The sequence below is a fragment of the uncultured Gimesia sp. genome, from assembly GCF_937919775.1.
In the GTDB taxonomy this organism is placed as follows: Bacteria; Planctomycetota; Planctomycetia; order Planctomycetales; family Planctomycetaceae; genus Gimesia.
On sequence record NZ_CALFPF010000508.1, the window covers coordinates 20,704 to 27,840 of the forward strand.

Below are 7,137 nucleotides of genomic sequence, written 5' to 3' on the forward strand. Positions count from 1 at the left end.
TTCAGAGTGGAATCAGTTTTGTTTAAAAATACATTGTGGACTGAAAAAATGCAGGCAGGTATGACGTTTGATATCGGGGTGTGCATTCGACTTCATCTTTCAATCGAAAAGCCTTGACAATTGTCTTCCGACGTATCTACCATCTATGTAACGATCATCCATTTGGGACCCACCTGTTCTCCTCGTGCTGCGATGTCGCAGTTTCGGAAATTCTTGAGACGCACCAGGATCGTTGATTGTGTTCCACTTTGAAGGACATAATTCAGTATGCGCACGCTCCGTCATCTAAGCCTCTGTTTTTCGGCTGCGTTTTTCCTGCTGTCTGCTGATCTTTGTCTGGCAGAGAATAATCAGGTAAAACAACCCGGCACGCCCGCTAAAATCGATTTCAGCCGCGACATACGACCGATTCTTTCCGAAAACTGTTTTCACTGTCATGGCCCCGACACGAAACATCGTGCAGGCGATCTGCGGCTGGATATTGAAGAGGCAGCAAAAGCAAATTCGATCACACCGGGACATTCCGATCAAAGCGAACTTTACGCACGGATCAGCGGCAATGATCCTGATCTGAAAATGCCTCCCCCAGATTCGAATAAAAAGTTGACTCCAGCGCAGGTGGAATTGCTCAAACGCTGGATCAATGAAGGAGCCGAATGGACCAGCCACTGGGCGTTTCTCCCTCCGCAAAAATCTGCGTTGCCTCCAGTCAAAAACGAGAAGTGGGTTCGCAATCCCATCGATCAATTCGTGTTGGCACAGCTTGAGTCACAACAGTTAAAACCGTCTGCGGAAGCCAGTCGTCGCACTTTAATACGACGACTGACTTTTGATCTGACAGGGCTGCCCCCCACCATTGCCGAGATTAATACTTTTCTCAATGATGAGTCTCCCGATGCCTATGAAAAACTGGTTGATCGACTGTTAAGTTCAAAACATTACGGCGAACGCATGGCGCTGATGTGGCTGGATGCGGCCCGGTATGGTGACACGAGTGTGTATCATGCAGACGGGCCACGCGATATGTGGGCCTGGCGCGATCGCATCGTGCAGATGTATAACGAAAATATTCCTTTTGACCAGTTTTCGACGGAACAATTGGCGGGAGATTTGATTCCTGATGCAACGCCGTTACAAAAAGTATCCTCCGGATTCAATCGGAATAACGGTACGACAGATGAAGGCGGGTTGATCCCCGAAGAGTATCGTGTCGAATACGCGGTTGACCGGGTGAAGACAACGTCGACGGTCTGGTTAGGGCTGAGTATGGAATGTGCTCAGTGTCACGAGCATAAATACGATCCCATTTCACACGAGGACTATTACCGGTTCTTTGGTTTTTTTAACATCAGTGCTGATGCCGGCAGTCAGACACGCGGTGGAAACGCGCAACCGATCGTCGAACTAGTCGATCCGGAAAAAGAAAAGAAACTGCCGGGAACGCGCGCCAGAATCGAAGAAAACCAGAATCAGATTGCCGCCCGCCAAAAGTCGGTTGAGCCCCTGTTTGCCGCCTGGTTGACGACGAAAGAAAAACAACAGGAAAGTCCCACACATCTGGATGGCCAGTTGTTGCGTTTTGCGCTCAATCAGGGGGCAGGAACCAAAGTCGTCGATCTGGTGGATCAGACTCGAACAGGGACCATTCATGGTAATGCGAACTGGGTCAAGTCTCCTCACGATCAGGGGGTCAAATTTGATGGTCAGACCTATATCGACCTGGGAGAAGTCTGTGATTTTGAACGGACGGATCATTTTTCCTATGGTGGCTGGCTCAATCTCGACCCCAAAGGATCAGGGGCTCTGCTGGCGAAAATGGATGACGCCAACAGTTACCGTGGTTATGATATTCTGATTGCGGGGGAAAAAATTTCAGTTCACATCATTAATCAATGGCCCACGAATGCGATTAAAGTCACCACAAAAATAAACTCAAACCTTCTACCTGGCACCATGTCTTTGTGACCTATGATGGCTCTTCCAAAGCCAAGGGGGTAAAAATTTATGTCGATGGTCAGTTGTGGGACTGGAACATCGAGCAGGATCGCTTAAGCGAATCCATCCGCACCCCCAAAACATTACTCATCGGCAGTCGGCATCCCAGTTCCCGTCTGTTGGGAACCGTTGATGAGGTGGCTGTTTTTAGTCGCGCACTCAGTTTATCTGAAGTGGAAACACTTTCAAAACAACTTCCCATTACGGCAATTCTGGCCGTTGCGCCGGAAAAACGAACGGCAGAGCAACAGCAGCAGTTACGTACATATTATCTGGAACAGGAAGACGCAGAATATATTGCATTAATCAAACAGAAGCAGGAACTGAAAGCAGAGGAGACAGAGCTTCTCAAACCGTTGACGACGGTCATGATGATGAGTGATATGGCAAAGCCCCGCGATACGTTTATTCTCGCACGTGGCGCTTACGATGCCCCGACCGAACATAAAGTTCAACCGGGGACACCGGCGATTCTGCCTCCTATGCCAAAAGAGGCACCGCAAAATCGCTTGGGGTTGGCCCAGTGGCTCTTTCAATCTGATCATCCACTCACTGCGCGTGTTGCCGTCAATCGCTATTGGCAAATGTTATTTGGGACGGGATTCGTCACGACACCGGAAGACTTCGGTTCACAAGGCGCTTTTCCCAGTCATCCGCAATTACTGGACTGGCTGGCTGTCGACTTCAGGGAATCAGGCTGGGATGTCAAACGGTTGCTCAAACAGATTGTGATGTCGGCAACCTATCGGCAGACATCCGATGCATCCCGTGAAACCTATTTGCAAGATCCGTCAAACCGACTGTTGGCACGTGGCGCGCGTTTTCGATTACAGGGAGAATTTGTTCGCGACAGCGCGCTCGAAGTCAGCGGATTACTCAACACGAAAATGGGGGGCCCGGGAGTCAAACCTTATCAGCCTCCCGGACTCTGGAAAGAAGTCGGCCTGGGAGGGAATCCTGTTTTCGTACAGGATCACGGCGAAAAACTATATCGACGCAGCTTATATACCTATTGGAAGCGATCTGCGCCCCCTCCGAGTATGCAGATCTTTGATGCACCCACCCGGGAAAAATGCACGATCAGACGACCTCGCACGAATACACCTCTGCAGGCGTTAGTGACGATGAACGATGTCCAATATGTCGAAGCGGCCCGTCACCTCGCAGAACGGATGTTGAAAGAGGGAGGTTCGACAAAAGAAGAACAGGTCGCATATGCCTTTTTACTGGCAACGGGCAGGGAGCCCCGATCCTCTGAAAGAGAGGTACTTCTGGAACTGTATGATCAAAGTCTGAAACACTATCAGGCCAATGCGAAAGCGGCGGAAGAACTGATGAGTGTTGGTGAATCACCCCGAGATAAAAAACTCAACGTCACGGAACAGGCTGCCTGGACGGTCGTTGCCAACATGATTTTCAATTTAGACGAAACTTTGACTCGTGAGTAAAGATCAATGAATCCATTTGAAGAATACCAGCGACAGTTAACGCGTCGGCAATTATTATCGCGTTCTCGTGGATGTCTGGGAGCTGCTGCACTCGCCAGTTTGCTGGGAGATGTACCCAAATTATCTGCAGCCAGTCAAACCGGCTCCGAACAGGGGCGATTGCAGGGCTTGCCTCATTTTGCTCCCAAAGCAAAGCGGGTCATTTATCTTTTCATGGCCGGTGGTCCCAGCCATATTGATTTATTTGATTATAAGCCGGTGTTAAAGGAGATTCACGGGAAAGAACTGCCCGAGTCGGTTCGCAAAGGACAACGGCTCACCGGAATGACCAGCGGACAAAAATCGTTTCCCTGCGTGGCGCCGATGTTCAATTTCAAACGTTATGGCGAACGGGGAACATGGATTAATAGCGACATTCTGCCACACACGGCTTCCATCGCGGATGATATTGCCATCATCCGCACCATGAATACGGAAGCCATCAACCACGATCCCGCGATCACCTACATCAACACGGGGACTCAACAATTGGGACGCCCCAGTTTTGGAGCGTGGCTGAGTTATGGCTTAGGCAGTCCTAACAAAGACTTGCCCGCGTATGTGGTGATGATTTCCGTCGGTAATGCACCAGGGCAAGCACTCTATTCACGACTCTGGAGCAGCGGAAATTTGCCCTCACGCCATCAGGGCGTTCAGTTTCGCAGTGCCGGTGATCCCGTATTATTTCTGACTGATCCGAAAGGGTTAGACAGAGGCCTGCGTCGTAAAATGCTGGATGGGTTGGCAAAACTCAATGCCGAAAAAGCGCAGCTGTCGGGCGATCCGGAAATTGAAGCGCGTATTTCTCAGTACGAAATGGCATATCGGATGCAAACCTCGGTTCCTGGCCTGATGGATTTAAGTGGAGAAACGCAAGCCACGTTTGAGATGTACGGGCCTGACTCGCAGAAAAAGGGAACCTTTGCCGCGAATTGCATTTTAGCACGCCGGATGGCCGAACGAGGTGTCCCTTTTATTCAACTCTTTCAGCGTGGCTGGGATCAACATGGCAGCCTGCCGACAGCAATTCGGAATAATTGTAATAAAGTGGATCAGCCTGCCGCCGCTCTCGTGAAAGATTTAAAACAACGGGGATTATTAGACGACACGGTTGTCATCTTCGGAGGAGAATTTGGCCGTACGATTTATAGCCAGGGAACATTGACGAAAGACAACCACGGCCGTGATCATCACGGACGTTGTTTCTCGACCTGGGTTGCCGGTGGCGGATTTAAACCGGGTATCGATTACGGGGAAACTGACGATCACTGCTATAACATTGTGAAAGATCCCGTACACATCAATGATTTAAACGCCAGCGTCCTGCACTGCCTGGGCATCGATCACAATCGCTTTACCGTGAAATATCAGGGCCTCGATCTCAAGCTCACAGGCGTCGATGGTGCGAATGTCGTCAAAGGCCTGCTGTCTTAGCAAAGCGGCAGAACGCATATGACTAGAGGGATAAATTGGGGGATTGTCGAGCAGACTGAGTCAAGTTTCGAACATCCGGTGGCAGTTCTTGACCTGGATCTGTTTTTTGATGATAATTAACAAATCAATGTCGGTTTATGTTTATCTGCCGTTGGCCCAATGCCGCTCATCAATTTCCCTCCTGAAGAAATTTGGCGATGAAAAAACGATCTTCTCAGAAGTCAGCAAATTGTGCAGGGGTCACTCGTCGTAATTTCGTGCAGGCAGGTTTACTTGGCGCAGGGGGATTAGGGTTAGCCGATCTGTTGAAGCTCAAAGCAGAGGGGGCGATTCACCCAAAACAGCAAGACACAAACGTCATTCTGTTCTGGTTAAGTGGTGGACCCGGTCATATGGAGACCTGGGACCCCAAACCGGAAGCTCCTGCAGATTATCGGGGGCCTTTTCAATCGATCGCGACAAATCTGACGGGGGTTCAATTCAGTGAATTGATGCCTGAGCAGGCAAAACTGGCGGAGCATCTCGCCGTATTGCGAACGGTCAATCATGGTTCCGGGGATCATACCAAGGGAAATCACTGGATGCTGACCGGCTTTGAAGGTCCTGCGTTCAATGCTCCCGACAACCGCGTGCAAAGACGCCCCTCGATGGGTTCCGCTGCCTCTTTTTTGCGAGGGCCAAATCAAGCGGGGATGCCATCGTATGTAGGGGTGCCGCATTTGCATGGTGGAACCGATAATCTCTTTCACTATTCCTCCTACATCGGAGGGGGCAGTAACCCGTTTATTGTCAATTCCGATCCGAATACAGCCGGTTTTAACGTCAAAAATCTGACCTTAACAACCGGCCTGACGTTAGACCGGCTGAGGAATCGCCAGCAACTTCTTGGTTCACTCGATGTGTTGCCGCGCTCCCATGAAAAGTTAATTCTTGATGTGGATGAACATCAACAGAAAGCGTTTGATCTGCTTAACTCAAAAGGGGTGCGCTCCGCGTTCGACATCGCCGCTGAGCCAGACTCACTGCGCGACAGCTACGGCAGGCATACCTTTGGTCAAAGTGCATTATTGGCGCGCAGACTGGTTGAGCATGGCGCCACGTTTGTCACGGTCAACTGTGTTCCCTGGGATCACCACGGTTCACCGGGCCAATATAAAACCGAAGAGGGCGCGCGGAAACTGATTCCCCCTCTCGATGCTGCGATTGCAGGACTGGTACGCGATTTGATTGATCGTGGTTTGTACGAGAAGACCTTGATTGTGGCAATGGGCGAGTTTGGCAGAACGCCCCGCATGAATAAACACGCCGGCCGTGATCACTGGGGGCGAACCTTCAGTGTGCTGATGGGGTGTGGCGGCATGAACATGGGCCAGGTTATTGGACGTTCCAGCAAGCACGGCGAAACTGTTGTGGAACGTCCTGTCAGTCCGCAAGATGTCGCAGCAACCATTTATCGACATCTGGGTATCGATCCGCAGCGCGTGATGTTTAATGATCGTCTGGACCGCCCCCTGCCATTACTCGATTCCGGCGAAGCGGTTTCTGAGTTGTTCGTCTGAGATTTGTCTCTGCCGCTGTAAGAATTCGCCTTCGTTCAATTTAAAATACTGACTCGGATACATGCGAATTTCCAGCGATAGTTCGCATGAGGTTTCGATGGAATTCAGTTTCTGCAGTTCTTCATAAATTCCTGTTTTTCAGGCTCCATTTCTTCTATAACGTTTTGAATTCACTCTGCTTTTAATTGATGATTGCGTATTTGTGCAGGGATTTATCAAAAGCACATTCTCCCGGTTATATCATTTAGTCGAGTTGTGACGCGTTGGTCAGATCGCAATCATCCTGGCGCGCGTTTGGTGAATCTTGCCAGCCTGTACACAATTATGAAAAAGTTTTCAAACCGCATCTGGACACAGGGTAGAAGCGCGTGGTTAAATCGTTGTGTTCCGAGTCTGGATTGGTTTCCGACTCAAATCCTATCTGAAAATCCAGGACATTGCTGTTTAATCTGGGCCGAAACAGCTTCCGCGCCAAGTTAATTCTGGGCACGTTAGCAGTCAGCGGCCGCTTCTCTTTGTTTCGGTCTACTGCTCGCGCCCGGCGATAAGCAGTGTTACGATGAGCGAAACGCGTTTCAGAATCATTAGAATCCTGAATTCGTGCCAACTCTATTGTCTACTGATGCTGAATTTCAGCGTCGTGGAGAATCACTGCCTTGGCA

At 50.0% G+C, this 7,137-nt stretch carries 4 protein-coding genes; all 4 read left to right on the forward strand.

The annotated features are described in order from the left end of the window. Positions 1-267: 267 nt before the first annotated feature. The 4 genes from Q0294_RS14545 (at position 268) to Q0294_RS14560 (ending at position 6,475) form a co-directional block, all read left to right on the forward strand. Positions 268-1,965: a DUF1549 domain-containing protein gene (locus Q0294_RS14545; RefSeq protein WP_299466823.1), complete on the forward strand. Its 1,698-nt coding sequence runs from the start codon at positions 268-270 to the stop codon at positions 1,963-1,965. Further along, positions 1,962-3,443: a DUF1553 domain-containing protein gene (locus tag Q0294_RS14550; RefSeq protein WP_299466826.1), complete on the forward strand. Its 1,482-nt coding sequence runs from the start codon at positions 1,962-1,964 to the stop codon at positions 3,441-3,443. Before Q0294_RS14545 ends, Q0294_RS14550 begins: the two co-directional genes overlap by 4 nt. A gap of 6 nt (positions 3,444-3,449) precedes the next feature. After that, entirely contained in the window at positions 3,450-4,916 is a 1,467-nt protein-coding gene (locus tag Q0294_RS14555) for a DUF1501 domain-containing protein (protein WP_299466830.1), read from the forward strand. 197 nt (positions 4,917-5,113) lie between these two features. Then, positions 5,114-6,475: a DUF1501 domain-containing protein gene (locus Q0294_RS14560; protein ID WP_299466832.1), complete on the forward strand. Its 1,362-nt coding sequence runs from the start codon at positions 5,114-5,116 to the stop codon at positions 6,473-6,475. Positions 6,476-7,137: the final 662 nt, after the last annotated feature.